This is a genomic window from Enterococcus sp. XAF26B05_ASV22 (assembly GCF_056727285.1).
Window position 1 is genome coordinate 3,030,213 of record NZ_CM161538.1, and the last position, 22,079, is coordinate 3,052,291.

Here is a 22,079-nt window from a genome sequence, read left to right on the forward strand (position 1 = left end):
TATGTGGAAAAATTTATCTTTGAAAAATGTTTCAAAAATCGAGCGATGTGTTGGTGAATATAATATATGGATGGTAGGAATTCTTCCATATGGTAAAATGAAAGTGAAAATTTATGAAGATAATTCAGGTGTTTTCTCTGGTTATACAGATATTAATATAAAATTGAGGTCTGATGATAATTATCCAGAATCTGCTGTTGGTTTTGGTAAAACTCAGCAGGAAGCGTTGAGTGAAACAATAAAGAATTTTAATGAGCTTTTAGAAAGAGAATATCCAGAAGAACAGTTTCCAGAAGGCTTATCAGAAAATCATATTGAATATACTGAACCATCAGATTTCTAGCGACATAAAAATAAAAAAGGCACTTTACTATCTGATTGGCGTCGGATAGTAAAGCCTTGACTAGTAAGCTCGAACTCACTAATCAAGTTGCCAATAGCTAACAAAAAGAAAGCTGTATTTATTGTACGAAAATTCAGAGGACTTTTCTAGTCTTTTTTAAGGTTTATTTGAAGTAGAATAATTCAGTTAGACAATGAAAAGTTATTGTGGACGGTATTAGTGAGGAAACAACCACTGATACCGTTTTTTCGTGTATCAAAAATTAAAGGAGTGAAGAAAATGAGTCAAACAGAAAACAAGCAACCAATTAAAGAAATTAGTCACCAAGATATTTATGCACTTTATGATGTATGGGAACAATTGAGAAAAATCTAAATGAGGACAAAAAAAGGATGTAAGAGATCGAGAATACAGATTAATTGATTTAGGGTATGGTAAAATGTGGCTGTGGGTGAAAAAAGGAAAGACTTCCGCTACAGTCGCAGATATTGATGTAACTCTTGCCTATAATAAATGGCTTAGCCGAATGATTGATAAATATGGCTTAAGTTTCATTCAAGGCGATCGTCAAAAAGGTGTAGATGAATTATTCTATGAGCAAAATGCGACCCTGATAAAAGAATTAGCTACGGGGATTGATAGTGTGACAGGGAAGAAATTAACTCAATCGGAAATGCTTGGAAAAGCTTCCTTGTTAGCGAATAGCATGATTACAATCGGTGTGATGGTCAAAGGCGTAGTTAATGTAGGGAAAACGCAAAATGTTAAACCTAGAAATACTAACAAGAAAGCCAGTGGGTCTGATGTTCCGAAACCGAATGTGGGAGTTGTTCAGTCAAGAATTAATGTAGCAGAAAATCCAACGAGATTTAGTCCATCAAAAAATTCTGGAATGAAACATGTTAGAGATAGGCATTTTAACCCATCAAAAAATGCTGGACAGTTTACTATTCCTGAAACAGATTTGAAGAATATTCTACAGTCAAAACCTGTTATAAATACACCTGTGAAACAAATAGAGTCTGGGGGATTTGAAAGGATAGTAGATGTAGGAAGAAATGTTGGAACAGTTAAACCTAGCTTAGGTGGAGAACCTACTACATGGATAAAAATTATAACGGATAAAGCAGGTAATATAATTACAACTTATCCTATACCAAAACCATAGGAGGATATATGGAAGAAGAAATTTTAAGAATTTATAACAATTTTTCTATTAATAATCTAGATACTTTTTTTGATGAATTGATAAGCTATGTTAATAAATATGATTCAATCTTTTTAAAATATACTTCTTTAGAATATTTAGATGGAATTAAAAAATTGGATTCAAAAAATTTAATTTTAGGACACTCGGATGACAATTTTGAGATTGCAATACCATTCTATATGAATCAAATTAACAAAGGTTTAAATGAAGAAGAACTATCTAATCAAGTTGCTTCGCTTATTTGGGATTTAAGTGCATATATGACAGATGAGGAATGCCCCAGTTGTCATGATAGTAACTTGCGTTTAACCATAACAGCTAGTAAAACAAGTCAAATTATTAAATTTTGTGATGAATGCTTATACACTGGTATTAATGGTAAGCATGTTGATATTGAAGATGATTTAATTCCAGCATCAAAAAGTATAGTTAAATCATATTTAAAGGATTAATAAATAAAAAAGGCACTCTACTACTCGACGGGAATCGAGAAAATAGAGCCTTGAATAGTAAGTCCAAGCTCACTAATCAAGTTGCCAATAGCTAACAGAAAGCTAGCTGTATTTATTGTACAAAAATTCAAAGGATTTTTCTAGCCTTTTTGAATGTTTATTAAGCGTACAGTCATTTCAGCTAGAAAAATGTGAAACTATTGAAACGGTATTAGTGAGGAAACAATCACTGATACCGTTTTTTCGTGTATCAAAATTGAAGGAGTGAAATAAATGATTCAAACAGAAAACAAGCAACCGATTAAAGAAATTAGCCACCAAGATATTTATAGTCTATATGACAATTGGGAACAACTACAATCATGGCAAGAAGTATTACCAGTTCTGAAAAAGTTCTTCGAGGATGAAAATAGACCTTTCAATAAGCAACAAATGGCTAGAAAATACTATGCGTGTTCACGAGTCTTTATGCTGTTTTACCAAGATTTTAGTCAAACTATGCAAAGAATAGAGAGTACCCTGTGAAAGAGGTTAATCCTTCTCTTTCATACATGGAACGCATGAGTTATGCCAGTACAAGAAAGAACGATACATGGGATGCTCAATGTATTAGTGCGGTACTTATGAGACGCTCTCACTTATTACCAGACGCAAATCCACAAGATTATTACTGGACAATGCGCCATTTAGTCAATCGAAGAAATGCACTGGTAAAAGCAAGTACAAAACTAATGCAACAATTTCATGAACAGATACAGACTGCCTATCCAAATTATAAATATTTTTTGTAATACTATTCTTCGGTTATATCCCCTTCTGCTTTCATAGACAAATATTTTCCACCACTGCCAATTATCAGATGGTCTTGTAAATTGATTTGAAGTAATCGATAGGCTTTTTCTAACTTCGTAGTAAATTCGATATCCGCTAATGAAGCGGTCACACTACCTGAAGGATGATTGTGCCCGACACAAATAGACATACTATTTGACAACAGCGCCATCTTTAAGATATCTCTAGGAAAAGCTAATGACTGATTGATGGTTCCTATATGAACAACTTGAATAGCTATTGGTTCATTTTTTACGTTTAAACCAGCGACCACCAAATGTTCTCGGTCTTTTGTTTCAATAAACAGGGCGAATAACTCATAGACAGCTTGAGGGCGAATACAGGTTCTAGCGGCGTAAAAAGTGGAGGCTTCTTTTACCAGTTCAAGACTGACGATAGCTACACGTTTTCTCGGTTGGTTTGTTTTCATATTTTTCTCCTTACTGATTGTTTGATTTAGTTCTTAGTAAAATAATCATCAATAGTCCTCTGGCAATAACATGGTTTGGTGGCTCCCATCATCGATCACCCATATTTTTTTAATTTGGAAATCAGCTATTTTTTCCTTTATGGTGTAGGTATGATAATCAATGAAAAATGGTTGTTCTTATCGATGAATCACTTCAATTGCTTGGCGTTGGTTATCTGGATTGAACTCAAAGATTTGTAAGTAGTCTAATTCTGTTTCAGCTTCACTTCTTTTTTTGTCGATTAATTGCCAGCAATAGAGTTGTATTTCTTTTGGTACTTGTTCATTCACTCCCTTCGTGATGTAACGATTTTCTTTGTTATCAAACATTTTATTCCCTCCTTAAAACACAAAATAAACCAACCACCATTTAAGATGATTGATCTTCATAGATATAATATATAGTTGTTTTTGAGATGAATACGCTAGTTCAGCTTCATTGTATTAGTAAGTGAATCTGTCCCAGTCAGTGTTTTTTGTAATTATGATGGAAGAACAAACACCTACAATCATCTTTATCTTTCGAAAAACTGATATGCTACTTAGATAATTGGGATTATACTTACTTAACGATCGAATAGCTATTTAATATTCCACTAGTTATTCTCCCAGAAAAAGGATATTGAATTTTTTTTAATCCTATCAATGATTATATTTTTACAAGTAACTGTGCAAAATAGCATTGGTAAATCTAAACTAATTTTGTATAAATCTGCTTGATCAGAATTGGTTACAGTTATATCTTGGGCGAAGTATCCTAACTGCTTGACATTCATATTTTGAACTGCAATATCTGATTCTGTTGTATAGTGATTACTGTATGTTACCTCAGAACATTGTTGAAGAGTTAGTTTGTAAACATGCTCATCATCATCTTCAAGAATTATTTCAACATTATCACCGAAATATTGACATTGAAAATCTAAAACTCTTGCATCCCAATACTCCATCTCATCTATTTTACTCTGAATATCTTTAATATCATTCATAATTATCTTCTCCTATTTCTTATATGGTATATGCGCTTCCGAACTTTTTCTACCTACAATTTGTCCGTTCTTATTAATTACATTTCCATCTTTATCAAACAAATGTACATGGTCATATTTGGTAACTTTGTCTGGTGGATCAATTTTCATACGTACTTGTCCATTGCTATCTCTCACATGAACAAAACCATTATTTTCTGTATATGACCAATCTTTGGGTATTGAATTTAATATATCAGATTTACTCATTTTAGGGATATTAGAAAAATTGTTTTTTGTATAATCTAATTTTGGGGGCTTTTTGTATGATTTATTTCCATTACTCTTACTTTTATCCAGAGTATAATTTTTTCCGTTCTTACTTCCTTGAATAACTGTATTCTTATTAGGTAGGTTATTTTTGGGAGTAGATATCTTCACGACCCCTTTAACCATCACGCCCATTGTGATTAACCCATTTGCCAATAACGATGCTTTCCCTAATTTTTCAGCTGTTGTTAATTTTTTCCCTGTCACACTATCGATCCCTGTTGAAAGTTCTTTTATCAACGTCGCATTTTGTTCATAGAATAACTCGTCCATTCCTTTTCCACGATCCCCTTGAACAAATCCTAGACCATGTTTTGCAATCATTCGACTCAACCATTCATTATACGCCAAACTTACCGTAATATCTTCTGACGTGGCTGTCGTTTTCCCTTTTTCTACCCAAAGCCATATTTTTCCATACCCTAAATCAATTAATTTATATTCCCGATTCCCTACATCGGGTTGCTTATCTCCTGTGATCCCATTTAAATCACTTGCTTTTTTCAATTGATTAAACCAACTTTTATCGACTCCTTCTGGCAAAGAGTACGATCCGTCACTATTCACTACTGTATTCTCTAAAATTAAACAATTTTGCATTGCCACTTTCATGTCATTCAAACTATTACTGAACAAGCCGTTTGTTTGAGAAGAAAAGGTGTGCAGCTTTTCCAATTTTTTTCGAGCTCCCGTATATCGTCTTCATAATCATTCGACATGCGAGCCAAATTGGATTGAACGTTTAATAAAGCATCCAAAACCTTTGCTACAGGATTATTTCGAGACAATGTTCTAGCTAATGCTGCCGATGCATCGGCGGAACTGTAGGTCTGTAACTCACTTTCAATGCTATCTATTGCAGAAGTTACTTTGCTAATGGTGGGTACAATTAAATCACTAAATAATCCTTTACCAGCCGTGTAAGCTGCTCCAGACAATGTTTTACCATCTACCGCAGCTATCACCTGTTGACTTCCAGATTTTAATTGTTCGGAAGCTTCCTTGCCACTTTGGATGTTTTTCTGTAATGCAGAGATTAGTTGTGAAGAATCTGAGCTAGAATAAATCAATCCCAAGGAATTTCACCCCTCTTTTTATACAATTCTTCGGTTTCTTTATCGAGTATTTTTCGCTGCTCGGCATAACTATTAGTTAAATTGTCTTCAGTTTCTCGCAATTGACGGACAAAAAAACGTTCTTGTTCTTCATTTCTTCGTTGAATACGAATCCCTTCACTATTTCCATCACGAACAACATCTTCATTTAACATAGCTAGCGTATGATAACCTCGTCGTAACTCCTCTTGTAAGTCTTGTAGATTCATTTCGATCTTCTTCTGATCTTGTTTCAATTCATCCATACTTGTTTCTTTTTCTATAATGAAACGTCCATACTTGGCTCGTTCAGCATCATTTTTATTCTCCATGAATTGGCTCCTTAAAATTTGATTTTGCTATCTTCAATCGCCATAATTTCCGCAATTTTGGGGAATTTCTGACTTTGTTCTTTCACGCAATCAATTAATTGAGCTAAATCTGACAATAATTGATTATTTATTTCCGTTCCTTGTTTCATACTAGAAACGTTACTTTTTCCTAGTGTCACTTGTGTACCTTTGTTGACAGATACGGATTTAATACCAGATACCGCACCTGTAGCAGCTCCTATATCTGAAGCTATATGACTCATAAAAGAATCGACCTCTTTTACTATTTTTTCAATAAGTACAGTTTAACGGAATATAGTATAAAAATATAGACTATTTAGTAAAAAAGTTAATAAATAATGACTAATTTAGTTTAAAATTTTTTGGTTTAACAAAAAAGCCTCAAAATAAACGCTGTTTTAGCATGACTTATTGATTGAATCACAAGAAATAAAGTAAAGTATCAATATAAGTAAACTTTGTTTTGTTAGAATAAGGTTTAGATGAATCCCTTCATTCTATAATTAAGTATCTGCTTGTTTTATCACTAATCCCCCTATACTCTATCAAGAAAAAGAATAGTAAATGCTTCTTTTAAACAATTCAAATAGACCAAAAATATCCCTACTTATGATACGGTTCCCCTCGCATTATCCGAAACCCACGATAAATCTGTTCTACCAAAACCAAACGCATCAACTGATGTGGGTAAGTCAATTTTCCAAACGACATCTGTTGCTGACTTCTTTTCATTACCTCATCACTTAATCCCAACGAGCCACCGATTACAAAAGCCAATTGACTCTTTCCATGAATCCCTAATTGCTCAATCTCTTTTGAAAATGCTTCACTACTAAACTGCTTCCCATCTATAGCTAAAACAAAAACATGATCCTGATCCCCTATTTTAGTTAAAATCCGTTCGCCTTCTTTTCTTTTCACCTGAAGCATCTCCGCCTCGCTTAAATTTTCTGGTGCTTTTTCATCGGCTACTTCAATCATTTCGACTTTTGCATAACTTTGCAGACGTTTTAAATATTCATTGATTCCTTGGACTAGGTATTTTTCTTTTAATTTTCCTACAGTAATAATTTTTATTTTCACTCGTTTCACATCTCTTCCTGTTTCCATTTTTCTACTTGTTAACAATTTTATCATGAATGTTTTTACTCTTCCACATACTTTCCCACAAAGTTATACACATATGCACAGACTTATCCACAGTTACAGGTCCAAATATCCTTCATTTCATAGTATTTTGAGATACAAACACATATTCCCATTTGTTTATCCACATTATCCACATTTTGTGGATAACTTTTTAACAGAGGTTTTCCTCTATTTTTCAACCGTTTTTCACATTTTATTGTGTATAAGTATTTCTTAAAATCATTTTTTCATTGTTTGTATCTGTTTTTCTCCCCAACTTGTTCATAAAAAATTCAAAGCTCTTGGGTAGACTAAAGGTGTCTTGAAAGACTATACTAAATAGAACAAATAATGATAATTAAATAGGAGGTTGCTTGTATGCAAAAAAAAGATGTTACACCTAATTCAGATAAAAAGCAAAATGGCTTATTCAAAAAATTTGGGATTGGTTTAGTTGGTGGGTTACTCGGAGGAGCACTGGCTTTCGGTGGTGCGTATGTGATCACTGGTCAAAGTCCATCTTCTAACTCATCTACCACTACAAACACAGTGAAAGATAATAAAGGAGACACGAAGGTCACTAATGTTAATTTAGACGTAACAAGCGATGTGACTAAAGCCGTCGATAAAGTGAAAGACTCTGTGGTTTCAGTCATCAACTTGCAAAGCCCTAGTCAAAATACTTCTGATGGAGGGTTTGGTAGTATTTTTGGTGGAAACGATGGTAGTCAAGAGGACAGTTCAAATTCCGACGGCAGTGATTTACAAGCGGCCAGTGAAGGGAGTGGCGTGATTTATAAGAAAGATGGTAAAACAGCTTATGTTGTGACCAATAATCACGTAGTAGACCAAGCAAAAGGCTTAGAAGTGGTTTTACATGATGGTACAAAAGTTCAAGGTGAGTTAGTCGGTACCGATTCTTATACTGACCTTGCGGTAATTAAAATTTCTTCTGATAAAGTTGATTCAATTGCTGAATTTGGTAACTCAGATAAACTAAAAATCGGTGAACCAGCATTAGCTATCGGTTCTCCATTAGGTTCCGCTTATGCTAACTCGGTGACACAAGGGATCATTTCTTCATTAAACAGAAATATCCAAAATGAAAATAACGGGCAAGCAATCAATATCAATGCAATCCAAACCGATGCCGCAATCAACCCAGGTAACTCTGGCGGTCCCTTAGTGAATATTGAAGGACAAGTAATCGGAATCAACTCTGTTAAAATCGTTCAATCTGAAAGCCAAGTAAGTGTTGAAGGAATGGGCTTTGCGATTCCAAGTAATGATGTAGTAAATATCATCAACCAATTGGAAAAAGAAGGTAAAGTCACTCGTCCAGCTCTAGGTATTTCAATGGAAGAATTAACAAATGTTTCAACACAACAACGAAAAGAAATCTTAAAACTTCCTGAGTCAGTTCAAATGGGCGTACTTGTTCGTACCGTTCAAACAGCTACTCCAGCTGATAAAGCAGGAATTGAAAGATACGATGTTATCACTAAAATCGATGACAAAGATATTGATTCTGTCACTGACTTACAAAGCGCACTTTATAAGAAAAAAGTCGGCGACAAGATGAAAGTTACCTTCTATCGTGATGGAAAAGAACAAAGTGTAGATGTTGATTTAACTATTGATCAATCCGCACTTAAACAAAACTCATCTAACTCAGACAATTCTCAAAATCCATAATCTCAGTTAAATAAAACTAGGCTGTATTCTTTTCAATGACATGAAAAAGTACAGCCTAGTTTTTTGCTTTAATCATAAAGCTTTATAGGAGGAATAACTCAAAGAATATTGTAGAATAAAGATACAGTAAAAATATTGAAAGAGGGATGCACTATGGCTCACAAATTACGTGAAGAATGGGATAAATTATTTGGTAAAAAATACGATTTAGATACAGTAAAAAACGCGAAGCATGATGAAAATGGACATTTCATTACAGGTGACGGTTTGAACACTGAGGTTTTAGGACATCGTTCTATTGAAGATCTAAATGCCATGATGGATACAGATTGGAATACCTTTTTAAATGATAGTACTTTGTTTACCTCTTTAGAAGAAGGAGAACAAAATAAAGTTCGTTCAAATGGGCCTAGTTTTGCTGAATATAACGGCGACTAGCAAATACAAGTAAAGTCTATATATCGAATCTACACGTTCTGATGTCGCTGAATAATCACCGACATCTTTTTTTATGAAACTAATTACAGATAAAACTCCTCATCAGTACAGCTATGATAGCTCTAAAAAAGCGTAGAAGGTTTTTTCCTCTACGCTTCAAGCTATTTTATTCACGTTCAAATTTAACATAAATCGGGATCATCTCAAAATAAGTAGATTACTAGTCGTATTCTTTATAACATGTTTTGCGACAGATTCTAGTTCTCTTTTAGACAATAATTCATCATAGCTACCTAGGACGATTAAATCCATACTATTTTTTTCGATATATTTATTGATAAAAGATTTTGTACTGCCACTATAAATTGTAGTCACCAATTTGTCTACGCCTTCGGCTTTGACTTTCGAAATAACCTTATCCACATCTTTTTGATAATTTTCGTCATTCTCTTTAATCATATCATATTCATAAGGCATATACATTCCACTATCATATGGTAGATAATTCAGTTGTTCAAGCGCTTCTATTTCAGGTTTGTTAATTAATAAATGAAGTTCAGAATTTTCTCTTTGCGACATAGTAATGACTTCAGCTAATACTCCATTTGGTTCTCCAAATACATCAACTACTGTTACTATTTTTTTATACATAAAATTCACCTCAAATTTTTTCTTAAGTATACCATTCATTTGAAATTTATACCTTTAATACAACTTTATATTGCTTTTATTATCTCTTATTTAAGGATTAATTTTTGCGATCCGTATTTTTTTCTAATCATTTCACTTATGGTATTTTACCTTTTTTAAGCCTACATACCCCACAATTACTATCAATAGTATTCCTATTGCATAGAAAATCCAACTATTTTTTTCTCCCGTTGCTGGATAATCTTTATTAAGGCTATTTTTACTTGGCGTTTCAGGATCACTACCCTTTACTCCATTTTTGGGTATATGCGTATTTGTAATAATAATGTTGCCGACATTTTCGGCGTTGATTGTTACGTCGTATCCCTTAATATTTCCTACTTCTTTTACAGTGTAGACGATTGGTTGTCCCTTGTTTTTCTCTGCCAAATCAGTCCAAGTCGTTGTCCAGTTATTGCCTTCATTTAAGGTAACTTCTTCTCCTGACTTTTCACCATCCGCATATAATTGGACCTTGATACTGTTTGGACGTATGCCATCTTGATTGTTTCCATCATTCCACGATTTCGTTACTGTTACACTGGTTTTGCCTGGTGTATAATGATTCGTAATAGTTGTTCCTTCTATACTTGTTGAATACTCTGGCACATCATTTTCTGTTACAGTATAAACGATCTCTTGCCCATCTTTATATTTAGGTAAGTTAGCAAAATGGTATGTCCAGTTATCTTTTTCCGTTACTTCTTTTGAGTCAACTGGTGCTCCGTTTGCTAACAGGTTTACTGTTATCGTTGTTGGACGTTTACCGTCTTGATCGTTTTTATCATCCCATATTTTTGTTCCACTGATCTCTGTTACCTCTGGGTATATGCGTATTTGTAATAATAATGTTGCCGACATTTTCGGCATTGACTGTTTTATTGTATCCTTCGATACTTCCTACTTCTTTTACAGTGTAGACAATCGGTTGTCCATTTTTTTTCTCTGCCAAATCAGTCCAAGTCGTTGTCCAGTTGTTGGCTTCATTTAAGGCAACTTCTTCTCCTGATTTTTCACCATCCGCATATAATTGGACCTTGATACTGTTTGGACGTATGCCATCTTGATTGTTTCCATCATTCCACGATTTCGTTACTGTTACACTGGTTTTGCCTGGTGTATAATGATTCGTAATAGTTGTTCCTTCTATACTTGTTGAATACTCTGGCACATCATTTTCTGTTACAGTATAAACGATCTCTTGCCCATCTTTATATTTAGGTAAGTTATCAAAATGGTACGTCCAGTTATCTTTTTCCGTTACTTCTTTTGAGTCAACTGGTGCTCCGTTTGCTAACAGGTTTACTGTTATCGTTGTTGGACGTTTACCGTCTTGGTCATTCTTGTCATCCCATGTTTTTGTTCCACTGATTTCTGTTACCTCTGGGATATGGGTATTTGTAATATTCATCCCATCACTAATTGCTGTATAATTAGGAACGGAATTTTCTGTCACTGTATAGTCAATCTCTTTTCCCTCTTTATATTTAGGTAAATCAGAAAATTCATATGCCCATCCTTCATTTTCTGTAACATTCTTTGTTTGAATTATTTCTCCATCTGCTAATAAATTGACCACAATAGATGAGGGGCGTATCCCATCTTGATTATTTCCATCTTCCCATGATTTGACTCCTTTTAGGTCAACTGTTTCAGGTTTATACGTATTGGTTAAAAGGATAGCTTTTCCTTCATCAGTCGAATTTATACTCAAATCATATTTTGAATCAAGTTCTTCTCTAGCCGTATAATATAGAGGATTTCCATTATTATCTTTTATTGGTAAGTTCCCCCAGATATACTCCCAGCCATTTTCTTCATTTAGCTCTTGTACCTCACCAAATTTAGTTTCATTGCCTTGTGTCAGGCTTTCGTTACTTGTATGCGTGTATGGTTTATCGCTCTGATATAATTGTACAGGTAAATTCAATGGACGTATGCCATCTTGATTATTTGAATCATCCCAATTTTTCAACACTGAAAAAGATGTTTCGGATAAATCTAAATCAATACTGGTTCTGGTAGTTAATGTCCTTTCAATTGGTTGGTATCCACCGAGTGGTTGAACTCCACTTGAAATAAATACCAAATAGTAGGGATGTCTAGTCGTGAGCAGTGTATCTATATTAAAATAAATGACCGCATCATCGGCTTTATCTTTATCAATTAGGTCTTTCGGTATATCTATAGAGATTGTTCGCTTATTGTAGTCTTTATTGATTGTAGCATCTTTCGTAATATCAGTTATTTTGGAATTTTTATACAGTTGTACCCCTATATTTATCTCTTCATCTTTTACTTGAAGTAATTTTTCTGTTTCTTGATCGATATTGTCTTCAAATTGCAATAAGTAATTATAATTTGTCCCATCGTCACCGTTTGGAATAATCTCTTTTGCGTTGATTTCAACGTTATTTATTTTGTTGATTACTTCTTGATACGAGGTATCATCATTGGTCTTTGTTTGCGCTTCTGTGTATAGATCTTTTATTAAAGGATTTGATTCAATTAACTTATTATCAAATTTTCCTCCAGTTAATTTCCAAATAACAACTTGTATTGCAGCATATCTAGTTAACTCGTTTGCATCACGATATCCTTCAACATTTGGTACAGAATTCTGTGTATCTTGATTTTCGTAGAAAGTTTGCATCAACCATAGTACTGAGCCAGATATTTTTTCGTTCATATCTACTTTATAATCTTGACCTGATGGATAGTATTTACTTTCGTCCAAACAAAAATATAAATTTTTATCATTATCGACAATCGTATATAATCTAGAATTCAATAAATTCAAATTAACTAGCTTAACATCAGGATTACCTTTTAAATTCGTATCTAAACGAACATTTTTAATTGGTTCTGGCGGCAAAATAGTCGCCTCCGCCTTGGCAACTTTAGGCAAACAAATAAAACTAAAGAAAATCAACAATAAATATATGTATTTCTTCATCTTTTCATCTTCTTTCTTTTTATAATTACATATAAATGGAATAGCATCTGATTTTCAATAACATTTCCAAAGTAATTTTTAAATTAAACATTTTTATATTTCACTAGACTATTCATGTTCTTTTATTAAAATCTACTCACTATTAAAACGTTATTGAAAATCTTATTTCGCATCAAAAATTTCAGATTATACATTATCTTTAAAAATTATAAAAACTGGACACTCGTTATTTAATTATCACATCATGAAATGAAGTTTTCTCTTTCCTAGATTTTTAGAGTATCATCTGATTAACTAACTATTCAATATTAATATTTAATTTTATAATATTTTTAATTTAATTTCAAAATAACTGTTTTCATCATAAAAACGACTGATACCAAAGGAGTTTCATCACCATCAACATTTGTTTTTTTAAATATATTTTAAAAAAATGAAAATTAACACTCATCTTACTTCTATAAAAATAAAATATTAATTTTTTATAAAGAGTCTCTGCTATTAACTATTTCATCTGTCTATTTATTTTACATCCACAAATATCGAGAGTATTATTACATATACAAATTATGTAGAAAGGTGTTTACTATGATAACAAATTTAAGAGATATAGGTGGCATTACCGTACCTACAGGAACTTTAAAAGAAGGATATTTCTATCGAAGTGGTCAGTTAGTTGGATTAGAGAAAAAAGATATTCTATTTTTAGAGGACGATTGTAGAATCAAAAAGGTCTATGATTTTAGAAACAAAACAGAAATTTCAGAGCAGCCAGATATGGATATGAACAACATTACAATAGAGAATATTGATATATTAGCATCTGAGGATTCATCTAGCATCGCTTCTTTACAAGGAATGTTAGATATTGACCAAAGTGATGTCGAAAAAGCGATGTTTGAAACCTATGAGGAACTTGTAATCAGTAATTCTGCACTGTCTGGTTATAGTAAGTTTCTTACGGAAATTTTAGAAGACAATCAACCTATTTTATTTCATTGTTTTGCCGGGAAGGATCGCACTGGATTTGCAGCTGCTCTTATTTTAAAAATAGCTGGTGCCTCTGATCAAAGCATCATGGACGATTATCTAAAAACAAATGAATCTAGAAAATCAGCAAATAAACAAATCATTGACTCACTGAAAAGCAAACTTACTGAACAACAACTAAACGCTTTGGAACTTGCTTTAAATGTTGATAAAACGTATTTATGTCACGCAAAAAAAGTTTTAGAAGAGCATTTTGGTTCTTTTGACAATTATTTACTTAAGGGATTAAAACTAGATACTAATTATGTAGATCAATTCAGAAAAAAATTTATTGTTTAGCTAGTTGTTGAACATAATCTATCTCATAAAACGAGGTTGAGATAGTTGTTTCTGTTTCCACCACTTATTCGAGTTGCTTAAGTCATAGGAAAATGTCTCATCCTCGTTTTAATTAATGTACTCCCCATAAAAAAGATCTGCTAGCGAACGGATGGTTATAAAGTGAAGGAAGAATTAAAAGATATCATCTCATATATTCCAATTATTTTTGTTCTTGCATATATCTTATTATTAGCAGATAAAACAGCTAAAATAGGTGTCTTTGGTACGATGATTACATTGTTGATAAACACTGATAACTATGAACTAAAGTATAAAAAAAAATAAGTGAATCTACTAAATTAAAAATTTTAAAATTTAAAAATATTGCACTTACCTTTTATTGCAGTTGCTACATAACTGGGATTATAAATATTTTCATTACAAACGCTACTCTTCATACAGTAGTAAATTTAGTATTTCCTAGTATATTTTTTTTGATTATCTGGTTATATGTTCAAAAAATAATCCCTACAACGATTGATTATATGGAAAAAAACAGAAAAAAATAACAATGGTATGATTTTAAATTTTTCCGTCGTAATCATAACAAAACAATTCCTTTTAAGAAGTTTTTCTATGAATGCCAACTATTGTCAAGACTGATATAGCGAGTATTCATCGTGCTATTCTCCTCACTAACAGGGGGAAGGAAACTCAAAGATTGAATTTCCTTCACTCGCATCGATTTTTCTATATTATTTAATGATACGCTCTTAACACATCGTTCGCTAATGATGGGTAAGCAAAAATAATTTTTTTCAGCTCTGCTTTAGTCCATCCCGCATGCAATGCCATCGTAAAATAATTAATAAACAAATCCGCTTGATTACTTAAGCTAGTTGCACCAACTATTCTATTATCACTTTTCTGATATATAACTTTTACTAACGCAATAGCGTCATTATTTTTTTTATATTCTAGCCAATCAGTCATATCAATTGTTTCAACGCTATATAGCTCTTGATGTTCTTTGGCGTGGGAAATTGAGATGCCTACTTGGGCTAATTTAGGTTGACTAAAGGTGGACATCACAGATAATGGATAGTCTATGTTTTTCAGCCCATCTCCGGTCAAATGTTCGACTAAATAGTCTGCCTCCCAAACTGCATATGTAGCTAGTTTTGGTACAGGAGTGTTACTACAATCTCCACATGCATATATAGTTGATATGTTGGTTGTTAGATACTCATCGACGACAATACCGTGTTGATCTGATTCAATCCCGATCCTTTCAATTCCTAAATCAGATATATTTGGTATTCTACCAGCAACACAATAAATAGCATCTGCTTGATACTCGATACCTTTAGCCGTTATGGCACTATAATTGTCTTGATTTTTTTTTACTGCAATAAGCTGTTCATCAAAATGATAGTTTATTCCACGACTTTTATTCAACTCAATCAGTTTATAAACAAGTTCTTGGTCAAAGGAAGCTAAGGCTCGCTCATCATGCTGGATGACAGTCACTTCTGTATCAAAAGCTTCAGCAATGGTTATAAAGGCGAACGCAATAATCCCAGCCCCGATAAAAATTACTTTCTTCGGCAATTCTTTTTGCGTCAAAAAATCAGTACTGTCTTTTAAATAGTCGCTACCTTCAATTTGTAATGTTCTACTTTTTGCACCTGTTGCTATCACAAATTTTTCCCCTTCATATTGAGAGCCAGCTACTTCAATATGATGCTCATCCACAAATATTGCTTCTCCATAAATTGTATCGATTCCAGCCTTTCGCAATGCTGTTTCATGCTCTAGTGATTCAGTGTTCTCGAGTGAATCTATATAGGCCATAGCTGACTGCCAGTTGGGCGTTAGTTCATTTACCGCACCTGTTTTGGCTAGTTGCTGTGCAGTAAGTTTTAGCTCTGCAAAAGCAACCAACTCTTTTTTTCGAGTACTACCGTAATTTGCAACCGCTCCACCAAACTTGTTAGCTTCGACAATAGCAACACTCAACCCTTTTTTATTTAGTCCGTAAGCAATCGTCAAACCACTTAATCCACTTCCAATAACAATCACATCATACGATTTTGTCATACACTCACTTTCCCATCTAGTTAATTTTAGCTTAGAATGTTTCGCTCTTTACTAAATATTCTTTTTAGTGATTTTATTATTCTTGAAGCAATTTTTTGGTATCGATCCTTAAAACTCGATCAACCCATACTTTTTCGTTTTCTCGATAAGGTTTAGCAGGAGACTCAAAAATCGCATATATTTGTCCTTCACTTGCTGACACTTGTTCTGCATGAGCCGGCATATCAACCACTTTCTCTATATCATTATCTAAAAAACTTTTTTTGTTTGTATCATAATTAAATAGTAGTAATTTAGAGTTTTTGAACGCACCATAAGATTGAGTAACAACTAGTTTATCTTCAACAAACGTAATCCCTTGTAACTCTTTAACGATTGTTTCATTTGTTTTGCTTTTATCTATATCCATAGTTGTGTGGATTACTTGCTCCGAAGACAATTGCCCTGTCATTTTCCCTCTTTCATCCAAAGGGTACTGTTCTAACTTGCCATCTGTTTGACTATCAAAATAGCCGACATATATATTTTTATTTGAATACGTAATGACTGACGCTCTTTTTACTTGTGGTAGTTCTACTTGTTGTGTGTACTTGATTGGTTGAAGCGTATTTTTTAATTCATAGTTTTCTATACTGTCCATTGGAATCGCAACAATTTCTGCTCGATCTTTATGGCGAGCGCAAACCCAGACATTTTTTGCAATCGGATCATATGTAATCCCTCCAACATGGGGATAGCCTTCAAGAACCACTGTTTTTATATACTGATGTGTATTCTTATCAAGCACATAAAAGACTGAATTATGTTTATGTTCATGACAATAAGAAGAAATAAGTAAGTAATCGCCTGCCATCGTGACTCCTTGTGGTGTCATAGAATCGCATTCAACGATTGTTTTGATCTGATTATTTTCAAGTGTTGTTGTACTAAGTAACCCCGGTATCACATACATGCCATTTTCCCTTTTTCCTTCTTGGGATTCGACAGCTAAATTATACAATTCTGAATATCCGATCATTGCTTCAGCCTGTTGCTCGTATGTTTTATAAATGGCAGGTGTTACATTCGTCATAGCTTCTTGCTGTTTCTCTATGTCTGTTGATAATGCCGAATCGTGTTTATTATTGAGTTTCGAACAACCAGAAAAAATCGTCATGAATGAAAGAAAAAGTATCATCCCCTTAAATCGAGTCTGCATAAAATCTCCTCCATTTCCAAATGCTTTATACTTCTTCTATTTCTTTAATTCTATTTAAAAAAATGATAAGTTGCAAATCTAAGGGCATCACTTTTTAAAAAGAGTCGTTTTTATAACAACCTATTCTCAATTAATAGATAGATTTAGCGTAATTAGAATAAATGAATAGGGACTGGAAGAAAACACCAAGTGTTTTCTTCCAGTCCCTAACAACTAATAAATAGATTTAGGTACATTTATTTCCCAACAGGAAAGGCTTCGCCAATTACTGCATCAAAAGGCAATTCTAAAATTCCTTTTTTCGCTGGCGCATCAGGTAAGCGTAATTCCCCTGCTGAACAAATCATGCCAAAACTTTCTACACCACGTAAAACTCCTGGCCAAATCATCAGACCATCTGGCATCATAGCACCAGGTTTTGCAACAACGACTTTTTGTCCAGCTTTGATATTTGGCGCTCCACAAACGATTTGTAGTACTTCGCCGTTATCTACTTCTGTTTGAGTGATAGATAAATGATCCGAATCAGGATGTTTTTTACATGATTTAACGAAACCGATGACCATCTTCGGATTATTTTCTTTGACTAACGTTTCGGAAAAACCAACGTTCGCAAGTTCTTCATTTACTTTTTTTAATTGTTCTTCGGTCAATTCTACTTGACCATTGCCTTCAATATTCCCTACAATCGTTGATGCCTCAAAAATATTCCAAGCCACAACTTGATTCCCTTCAGCTACACATACTCGTGCCACGTTCCCTTTACGTTCCACAGCGTTTTCTTGCCCTTTATCATCTGCAGCGATGACCATCAAGACATCACCGACGTGTTCTTTATTATACGCAAAAATCATTTTTTTCACTCCATTTTATCTTTTTTCTATTATACTGCTTTTTAACGATACTATATTTCTATTGCTTGTCTCATCTTAACAAAAAATTGGCATCCCTGCATGAAATTCCTTAGATATTTTATTGTTTGCTCCAGAAAAATAAGTGAAACAAAACGGTTACGCCTTGCTTCACCTATTTTACATGTTCTATTTTGTTACTTTTTTGCCTCAGGATGGACAATCAAAACATCACATGGAGCTTGACGTATGATATAACTGCTGACACTCCCCATCATCAAACGCTCTACTGCATTCAATCCTGATTGGCCAACCATGATCAAATCAACATCATATTTTTCTGGTAAATCTTGGCACATCACTTCTTTAGCTGATCCGTAATTTATGACTGTTTCCACTTGAGTAAAATCAACACTTTTTGCGTATGCTTTGCAGTCATCTAGTAGTTCCTTCGCATTATCTGTTTCTTGATCTAACAAACTATCATTTAAAGAAGAATACCCCATCATCGTATAGACTTTATTTTCAATCACATGCGCTATAATCACACGACCATTATTTCTTTTAGCAACTTCAATTGCTTGTTGATACGCTAATTTCCCTTGATCGCTACCGTCTACACCCACTAAAATAGTTTTATAGGTTTGTGTTAACACAGTCCTCATCTCCCGATTGTTTTATTTTCTCTTGAATCGGCTCGCTACTGTCGATTATTCTCTCAACTGATGCTTTTTAAAAAGGTTGTGATTTCTTCTTTTGTTTTGCGGTCTTTATTTACCAATCGACCTAACTCTTTCCCTTGATCGGTCACCACAAAACTCGGAATGCCAAATATAGTCCACTCTGAAGCAAGATCCATGAACTTGTCTCGATCCACTTCAATAAAACGAAACACTGGAAATGCTGCTTCGATTTCAGGCATTACTGGTTTAATAAAACGACAGTCACCACACCAGTCTGCAGTGAAAAAGAAAACACTTTTTCCTTCTGAAACGTATCCTGCTAGCTCTTCATAAGATGTCGGAATAATCATAAGTTCTCCTCTACTTTCCGTAAATGATTGTATTAACGGTTGTTTTATCTAACCCTTTTAAGACTTGAATCAGCATTTCACGGGCTGCTTCAAAGTCTTTGATATTAAACATGGTTTGATGTGTATGGATATATCGTCCGCAAACACCGATCACTGTACTTGGTACACCATTATTTGTTGTATGTGCGGCACCTGCATCGGTTCCACCTTTAGAAACAAAATATTGATATGGAATGTTGTGGGTTGCTGCGGTATCTAATAGATACTCGCGTACGCGAGGTAACGTGATCATACCTGGATCATAAATACGTAGCAACGTTCCTTCACCCAGATGTCCATAGGTTCCTTTTTTCGTTTGGATATCATCGGCTGCTGAACAATCTACTGCAAAGAATAAATCTGGATTGAATTTATGCACAGAAGGTTTAGAGCCACGTAGTCCAACTTCTTCTTGCACATTTGCGCCAGCAATCAACGTATGGCCTAATTGTTCATTTTGCAACGCTTCTAAGGCTTCTAAGACTAAGGTACAGCCATAACGGTTGTCCCAGGATTTACTAATAATGTTTTTGCCGTTAGCCGTTTTGATCGTTTCCGTTTGCGGAACAATTGAATCCCCTGGACGAACGCCAAAGCTTTCCGCTTCTTCTTTTGATTCAAACCCGGCATCAAATAAAATATCCGTTACTTCTAATTGTTTTTGACCGCTCGTCCCACGTAATAAATGTGGCGGAACGGAAGAAGAGATACAGGGATAATTACCTTTACTTGTTTTTAACGTAAAGCGCTGCGCTGATACCACATATGGATTCCAACCACCCAAAGGCACTACTTGGAATAATCCATTTTCTTTGATTTGTGTCAACATAAAACCAACTTCGTCCATGTGAGCCGCTACCATAACACGTGGTGCATCTTGTTCTTTCGTTCTTTTTAGACCAAAAATCCCACCTAAACCATCATATTGAATCTCGTCTACTAATGGTGCCATATTTTTTTTCATATACGCACGAATATCATCTTCAAATCCGCTGGTTCCTTGTAACTCTGTTAATTCTTTAATGCGTTGAAATGTTTTTTCTTCCATCGTTGTATTATCTACCAGATTTCCTATTTGCTACATTTTTCAGGATAAACCGTTCTATTTTGTTCAAAATAACATGATTTTTCAACAAAAATGGCAGATACTCCTTTCATATGATTTCACATTCATTATAACGCAAATTTTTTCAATTGCCCACGTTTTTTGTTTTTCGATATTTCCATACAATGTGTTAGAATAGAGTCAAAGCTGAAGATTTTTGGCAAACATTTGAAAATACGCGGAGGTTATTCCCCATGAATGAAGAAAATGAATTAAGTTATTTTAAAGGCGGCTTGGCAATCGGCGTGAGTCTTGGCCTATTAAGCGGAATTGCTTCAACTTTATGGTATCAAAAGAAAAGGACAGTAGATGCTGATGTAGTTTTAGAAAATGTTAAGGATGCATTTTTAAAAGAGGGACCGATTGAAGGCTCTTGGATTGAATTTGAGAAAAAACCTCTAAGAAAATTTGCTGTCCATTCAAAAACTTACAATGGCGGCATTTCACGGTTGGAAGATGGGATTATGGTGCAATATGAATTTACTGCCGATGCCTTTACCGGTACTGTCATTGATGTAAAACGAATCAAAGATTAAAAAAGCGGTTGAAACGATACATCTTTATGTGTAGTGTTTCAACTGCTTTTGTTTGCTCTTATTTTATTTTTTTCCGTCTGTTGCTTCTATGCTCTATAGGTTATTTTTTCTCAAATTCATTTTTAAAAAAAGGAACTCGAAATGGGCAACCCAATCAATAAAAATATCCTTAGTTTTCAGATTGAAACCTCGCTTCAACGCGATATATTGGCTGACCTTTAGCAGAAAACTTTTCTTCATACTCAGTCATGACATTGCCTTCATACTCACTAGCATGTAGATCTAGCCAAACTTGTTCAAGAATCATGCCATATTTCGAAAAGCTGCTTAATGAATATTCAAATAAGCCCCGATTATCCGTTTTAAAATGAATTTCTCCGTTCGGTTTTAAAATCTTTTCATCTGTCGCTAAAAAAGTTTTAAACGTCAAACGACGTTTTTCATGTCTTGTTTTTGGCCAAGGATCAGAAAAGTTCAAATAAATTTGGTCCACTTCATTTTCTGCGAAGTATTGTGTTAACTCTTCTCCATTCACATGAAGCAATTGTAAATTCGGCAGTTTTTCTTCCAACGCTTTTTCTAACGCAATTGAAAGAACACTTAGTTGCATGTCAATCCCAATATAATTGATTTCTGGATTTGCTTTTGCCATCCCAACTACAAACTGTCCCTTTCCGGAGCCAATTTCGATATGAATCGGGTGATCATTCCCAAAACGTTCAGTCCAACGTCCTTGCCATTTCTCTGGTTCATCCACTACTAATTCAGGATGACTAGCCAAAAGTTCAGCTGCCCCAGGTCTTTTTCTCATTCGCATATTCTTTATTTCCTTTCTCCCTAATAAATTTTAAGAGGGTAGAACAAAACAATCATCGTCTTGTGCTGCCCTCTAATTATTTAAGTAAACGTTGAAAACAGAAGCAACGACTACACTTCATTTCAATCTCAT

At 34.0% G+C, this 22,079-nt stretch carries 28 protein-coding genes; 10 read left to right on the plus strand and 18 right to left on the minus strand.

The window, feature by feature from the left end:
- The first annotated feature begins 1 nt into the window (after nt 1).
- From AC1PU0_RS14995 to AC1PU0_RS15015, 5 genes are all read left to right on the plus strand, one after another.
- The gene (locus AC1PU0_RS14995) at nt 2-343 is read left to right on the plus strand and encodes a hypothetical protein (RefSeq protein ID WP_206850721.1); all 342 of its coding nucleotides are present in this window, start codon (nt 2-4) and stop codon (nt 341-343) included.
- Between the two features lie 451 nt (nt 344-794).
- Nucleotides 795-1,511, plus strand: coding sequence for a hypothetical protein (locus tag AC1PU0_RS15000; protein ID WP_479998516.1), 717 nt, complete (start codon nt 795-797; stop codon nt 1,509-1,511).
- 8 nt (nt 1,512-1,519) lie between these two features.
- Entirely contained in the window at nt 1,520-2,005 is a 486-nt protein-coding gene (locus tag AC1PU0_RS15005; RefSeq protein WP_206850713.1) for a hypothetical protein, read from the plus strand.
- Nucleotides 2,006-2,278: 273 nt separating this feature from the next.
- Nucleotides 2,279-2,530, plus strand: coding sequence for a hypothetical protein (locus AC1PU0_RS15010; protein ID WP_111248018.1), 252 nt, complete (start codon nt 2,279-2,281; stop codon nt 2,528-2,530).
- A gap of 26 nt (nt 2,531-2,556) precedes the next feature.
- Nucleotides 2,557-2,796 (plus strand): IS110 family transposase, encoded by a 240-nt coding sequence (locus AC1PU0_RS15015; RefSeq protein ID WP_242596666.1) that lies wholly within the window; start codon nt 2,557-2,559, stop codon nt 2,794-2,796.
- A 2-nt stretch (nt 2,797-2,798) separates the two neighbouring features.
- Here AC1PU0_RS15015 and AC1PU0_RS15020 read toward each other — a convergent pair whose 3' ends face one another.
- The 8 genes from AC1PU0_RS15020 to rlmH all read right to left on the minus strand — a co-directional run bounded on the left by AC1PU0_RS15020 (nt 2,799) and on the right by rlmH (nt 7,133).
- A complete protein-coding gene (locus tag AC1PU0_RS15020; protein WP_479998517.1) occupies nt 2,799-3,266 on the minus strand; it encodes a JAB domain-containing protein in 468 nt (155 codons plus the stop codon).
- A 177-nt stretch (nt 3,267-3,443) separates the two neighbouring features.
- On the minus strand, nt 3,444-3,635 hold the full coding sequence (locus AC1PU0_RS15025) for a DUF960 family protein (protein WP_479998511.1): 192 nt from the start codon (nt 3,633-3,635) through the stop codon (nt 3,444-3,446).
- Between the two features lie 266 nt (nt 3,636-3,901).
- Nucleotides 3,902-4,294: a hypothetical protein gene (locus AC1PU0_RS15030; protein ID WP_206849987.1), complete on the minus strand. Its 393-nt coding sequence runs from the start codon at nt 4,292-4,294 to the stop codon at nt 3,902-3,904.
- Between the two features lie 12 nt (nt 4,295-4,306).
- Nucleotides 4,307-5,278, minus strand: a complete 972-nt coding sequence (locus tag AC1PU0_RS15035; protein WP_206849989.1) for a hypothetical protein — start codon at nt 5,276-5,278, stop codon at nt 4,307-4,309.
- The gene (locus AC1PU0_RS15040) at nt 5,221-5,679 is read right to left on the minus strand and encodes a hypothetical protein (RefSeq protein WP_206849991.1); all 459 of its coding nucleotides are present in this window, start codon (nt 5,677-5,679) and stop codon (nt 5,221-5,223) included. The genes AC1PU0_RS15035 and AC1PU0_RS15040 overlap by 58 nt, the downstream gene beginning before the upstream one ends.
- Nucleotides 5,670-6,029, minus strand: a complete 360-nt coding sequence (locus tag AC1PU0_RS15045) for a hypothetical protein (protein ID WP_206849993.1) — start codon at nt 6,027-6,029, stop codon at nt 5,670-5,672. Before AC1PU0_RS15045 ends, AC1PU0_RS15040 begins: the two co-directional genes overlap by 10 nt.
- A gap of 11 nt (nt 6,030-6,040) precedes the next feature.
- Nucleotides 6,041-6,292, minus strand: a complete 252-nt coding sequence (locus AC1PU0_RS15050) for a hypothetical protein (protein WP_479998518.1) — start codon at nt 6,290-6,292, stop codon at nt 6,041-6,043.
- A gap of 361 nt (nt 6,293-6,653) precedes the next feature.
- Nucleotides 6,654-7,133 (minus strand): 23S rRNA (pseudouridine(1915)-N(3))-methyltransferase RlmH, encoded by a 480-nt coding sequence (gene rlmH / locus AC1PU0_RS15055; RefSeq protein WP_069655105.1) that lies wholly within the window; start codon nt 7,131-7,133, stop codon nt 6,654-6,656.
- A 423-nt stretch (nt 7,134-7,556) separates the two neighbouring features.
- Between rlmH and AC1PU0_RS15060 the strand changes: the two genes are divergently transcribed.
- Nucleotides 7,557-8,873 (plus strand): S1C family serine protease, encoded by a 1,317-nt coding sequence (locus AC1PU0_RS15060; protein WP_069655021.1) that lies wholly within the window; start codon nt 7,557-7,559, stop codon nt 8,871-8,873.
- A gap of 153 nt (nt 8,874-9,026) precedes the next feature.
- Nucleotides 9,027-9,311, plus strand: coding sequence for a hypothetical protein (locus tag AC1PU0_RS15065; protein WP_206849995.1), 285 nt, complete (start codon nt 9,027-9,029; stop codon nt 9,309-9,311).
- Nucleotides 9,312-9,509: 198 nt separating this feature from the next.
- On the opposite strand, the gene AC1PU0_RS15070 is transcribed toward AC1PU0_RS15065, so the two are convergent.
- From AC1PU0_RS15070 to AC1PU0_RS15080, 3 genes are all read right to left on the minus strand, one after another.
- Nucleotides 9,510-9,962, minus strand: coding sequence for a universal stress protein (locus tag AC1PU0_RS15070; RefSeq protein WP_069640260.1), 453 nt, complete (start codon nt 9,960-9,962; stop codon nt 9,510-9,512).
- Nucleotides 9,963-10,094: 132 nt separating this feature from the next.
- Entirely contained in the window at nt 10,095-10,871 is a 777-nt protein-coding gene (locus tag AC1PU0_RS15075) for a Cna B-type domain-containing protein (RefSeq protein WP_479998519.1), read from the minus strand.
- Nucleotides 10,786-12,957 (minus strand): Cna B-type domain-containing protein, encoded by a 2,172-nt coding sequence (locus AC1PU0_RS15080; RefSeq protein WP_479998520.1) that lies wholly within the window; start codon nt 12,955-12,957, stop codon nt 10,786-10,788. Before AC1PU0_RS15080 ends, AC1PU0_RS15075 begins: the two co-directional genes overlap by 86 nt.
- Nucleotides 12,958-13,545: 588 nt before the next feature.
- On the opposite strand from AC1PU0_RS15080, the gene AC1PU0_RS15085 reads away from it, so the two are divergent.
- Together AC1PU0_RS15085 and AC1PU0_RS15090 are read left to right on the plus strand one after the other, a co-directional pair.
- Nucleotides 13,546-14,286, plus strand: a complete 741-nt coding sequence (locus AC1PU0_RS15085; protein WP_206849997.1) for a tyrosine-protein phosphatase — start codon at nt 13,546-13,548, stop codon at nt 14,284-14,286.
- Between the two features lie 162 nt (nt 14,287-14,448).
- On the plus strand, nt 14,449-14,613 hold the full coding sequence (locus tag AC1PU0_RS15090; RefSeq protein ID WP_479998521.1) for a hypothetical protein: 165 nt from the start codon (nt 14,449-14,451) through the stop codon (nt 14,611-14,613).
- A gap of 414 nt (nt 14,614-15,027) precedes the next feature.
- On the opposite strand, the gene AC1PU0_RS15095 is transcribed toward AC1PU0_RS15090, so the two are convergent.
- The 6 genes from AC1PU0_RS15095 to pepA form a co-directional block, all read right to left on the minus strand.
- Nucleotides 15,028-16,368 (minus strand): dihydrolipoyl dehydrogenase family protein, encoded by a 1,341-nt coding sequence (locus AC1PU0_RS15095; protein WP_206849998.1) that lies wholly within the window; start codon nt 16,366-16,368, stop codon nt 15,028-15,030.
- Nucleotides 16,369-16,444: 76 nt separating this feature from the next.
- Nucleotides 16,445-17,566 (minus strand): YncE family protein, encoded by a 1,122-nt coding sequence (locus AC1PU0_RS15100; protein WP_479998522.1) that lies wholly within the window; start codon nt 17,564-17,566, stop codon nt 16,445-16,447.
- A gap of 236 nt (nt 17,567-17,802) precedes the next feature.
- Entirely contained in the window at nt 17,803-18,420 is a 618-nt protein-coding gene (gene ytpR, locus AC1PU0_RS15105; protein WP_206850001.1) for a YtpR family tRNA-binding protein, read from the minus strand.
- A 194-nt stretch (nt 18,421-18,614) separates the two neighbouring features.
- Nucleotides 18,615-19,073 carry a universal stress protein gene (locus AC1PU0_RS15110; RefSeq protein WP_111247939.1) on the minus strand — a complete coding sequence of 153 codons (459 nt, stop codon included), beginning with the start codon at nt 19,071-19,073 and terminating at the stop codon, nt 18,615-18,617.
- A gap of 62 nt (nt 19,074-19,135) precedes the next feature.
- Nucleotides 19,136-19,450 (minus strand): thioredoxin family protein, encoded by a 315-nt coding sequence (locus AC1PU0_RS15115; RefSeq protein ID WP_206850002.1) that lies wholly within the window; start codon nt 19,448-19,450, stop codon nt 19,136-19,138.
- A gap of 10 nt (nt 19,451-19,460) precedes the next feature.
- On the minus strand, nt 19,461-20,537 hold the full coding sequence (gene pepA, locus AC1PU0_RS15120) for a glutamyl aminopeptidase (protein WP_430597707.1): 1,077 nt from the start codon (nt 20,535-20,537) through the stop codon (nt 19,461-19,463).
- 251 nt (nt 20,538-20,788) lie between these two features.
- Between pepA and AC1PU0_RS15125 the strand changes: the two genes are divergently transcribed.
- Nucleotides 20,789-21,130: a PepSY domain-containing protein gene (locus tag AC1PU0_RS15125; protein ID WP_069655010.1), complete on the plus strand. Its 342-nt coding sequence runs from the start codon at nt 20,789-20,791 to the stop codon at nt 21,128-21,130.
- A gap of 169 nt (nt 21,131-21,299) precedes the next feature.
- Here the strand turns inward: AC1PU0_RS15125 and trmB are convergent, their stop codons facing one another.
- Nucleotides 21,300-21,947 (minus strand): tRNA (guanosine(46)-N7)-methyltransferase TrmB, encoded by a 648-nt coding sequence (gene trmB / locus AC1PU0_RS15130; RefSeq protein WP_069655009.1) that lies wholly within the window; start codon nt 21,945-21,947, stop codon nt 21,300-21,302.
- Between the last annotated feature and the right edge of the window lie 132 nt (nt 21,948-22,079).

Bases quoted from the DNA above. Each gene is read 5' to 3' on its own strand.
- AC1PU0_RS15095 (WP_206849998.1), bottom strand. From the start codon at position 16,368: ATGACAAAATCGTATGATGTGATTGTTATTGGAAGTGGATTAAGTGGT.
- AC1PU0_RS15045 (WP_206849993.1), bottom strand. From the start codon at position 6,029: ATGGAGAATAAAAATGATGCTGAACGAGCCAAGTATGGACGTTTCATT.
- AC1PU0_RS15085 (WP_206849997.1), top strand. From the start codon at position 13,546: ATGATAACAAATTTAAGAGATATAGGTGGCATTACCGTACCTACAGGA.
- AC1PU0_RS15060 (WP_069655021.1), top strand. From the start codon at position 7,557: ATGCAAAAAAAAGATGTTACACCTAATTCAGATAAAAAGCAAAATGGC.
- AC1PU0_RS15020 (WP_479998517.1), bottom strand. From the start codon at position 3,266: ATGAAAACAAACCAACCGAGAAAACGTGTAGCTATCGTCAGTCTTGAA.
- AC1PU0_RS15010 (WP_111248018.1), top strand. From the start codon at position 2,279: ATGATTCAAACAGAAAACAAGCAACCGATTAAAGAAATTAGCCACCAA.
- AC1PU0_RS15030 (WP_206849987.1), bottom strand. From the start codon at position 4,294: ATGAATGATATTAAAGATATTCAGAGTAAAATAGATGAGATGGAGTAT.
- AC1PU0_RS15080 (WP_479998520.1), bottom strand. From the start codon at position 12,957: ATGAAGAAATACATATATTTATTGTTGATTTTCTTTAGTTTTATTTGT.
- AC1PU0_RS15075 (WP_479998519.1), bottom strand. From the start codon at position 10,871: ATGCCGAAAATGTCGGCAACATTATTATTACAAATACGCATATACCCA.
- AC1PU0_RS15025 (WP_479998511.1), bottom strand. From the start codon at position 3,635: ATGTTTGATAACAAAGAAAATCGTTACATCACGAAGGGAGTGAATGAA.
- AC1PU0_RS15050 (WP_479998518.1), bottom strand. From the start codon at position 6,292: ATGAGTCATATAGCTTCAGATATAGGAGCTGCTACAGGTGCGGTATCT.
- AC1PU0_RS15125 (WP_069655010.1), top strand. From the start codon at position 20,789: ATGAATGAAGAAAATGAATTAAGTTATTTTAAAGGCGGCTTGGCAATC.
- AC1PU0_RS15005 (WP_206850713.1), top strand. From the start codon at position 1,520: ATGGAAGAAGAAATTTTAAGAATTTATAACAATTTTTCTATTAATAAT.
- AC1PU0_RS15015 (WP_242596666.1), top strand. From the start codon at position 2,557: ATGGAACGCATGAGTTATGCCAGTACAAGAAAGAACGATACATGGGAT.
- AC1PU0_RS15070 (WP_069640260.1), bottom strand. From the start codon at position 9,962: ATGTATAAAAAAATAGTAACAGTAGTTGATGTATTTGGAGAACCAAAT.
- pepA (WP_430597707.1), bottom strand. From the start codon at position 20,537: ATGGAAGAAAAAACATTTCAACGCATTAAAGAATTAACAGAGTTACAA.
- AC1PU0_RS14995 (WP_206850721.1), top strand. From the start codon at position 2: ATGTGGAAAAATTTATCTTTGAAAAATGTTTCAAAAATCGAGCGATGT.
- trmB (WP_069655009.1), bottom strand. From the start codon at position 21,947: ATGCGAATGAGAAAAAGACCTGGGGCAGCTGAACTTTTGGCTAGTCAT.
- AC1PU0_RS15100 (WP_479998522.1), bottom strand. From the start codon at position 17,566: ATGCAGACTCGATTTAAGGGGATGATACTTTTTCTTTCATTCATGACG.
- ytpR (WP_206850001.1), bottom strand. From the start codon at position 18,420: ATGATTTTTGCGTATAATAAAGAACACGTCGGTGATGTCTTGATGGTC.
- AC1PU0_RS15115 (WP_206850002.1), bottom strand. From the start codon at position 19,450: ATGATTATTCCGACATCTTATGAAGAGCTAGCAGGATACGTTTCAGAA.
- AC1PU0_RS15065 (WP_206849995.1), top strand. From the start codon at position 9,027: ATGGCTCACAAATTACGTGAAGAATGGGATAAATTATTTGGTAAAAAA.